1 rRNA gene is annotated in these 213 nt (G+C 55.9%); it reads left to right on the top strand.

What is annotated here, in order from left to right:
- Positions 1–213: ribosomal RNA gene (locus tag M992_RS14550) — 16S ribosomal RNA — on the top strand; the annotation flags it as partial.

Genomic DNA, 213 nt, shown 5'->3' on the forward strand with positions numbered 1-213 from the left:
CGTTAAGTCTGATGTGAAAGCCCTGGGCTCAACCTGGGAATGGCATTGGATACTGGCGACCTAGAGTGCGGTAGAGGGGTGCGGAATTCCCGGTGTAGCAGTGAAATGCGTAGATATCGGGAGGAACATCTGTGGCGAAGGCGGCACCCTGGACCAGCACTGACACTGAGGCACGAAAGCGTGGGGAGCAAACAGGATTAGAAACCCGGTAGT

Source organism: Moellerella wisconsensis ATCC 35017 (assembly GCF_001294465.1).
Classification (GTDB): Bacteria; Pseudomonadota; Gammaproteobacteria; order Enterobacterales; family Enterobacteriaceae; genus Moellerella; species Moellerella wisconsensis.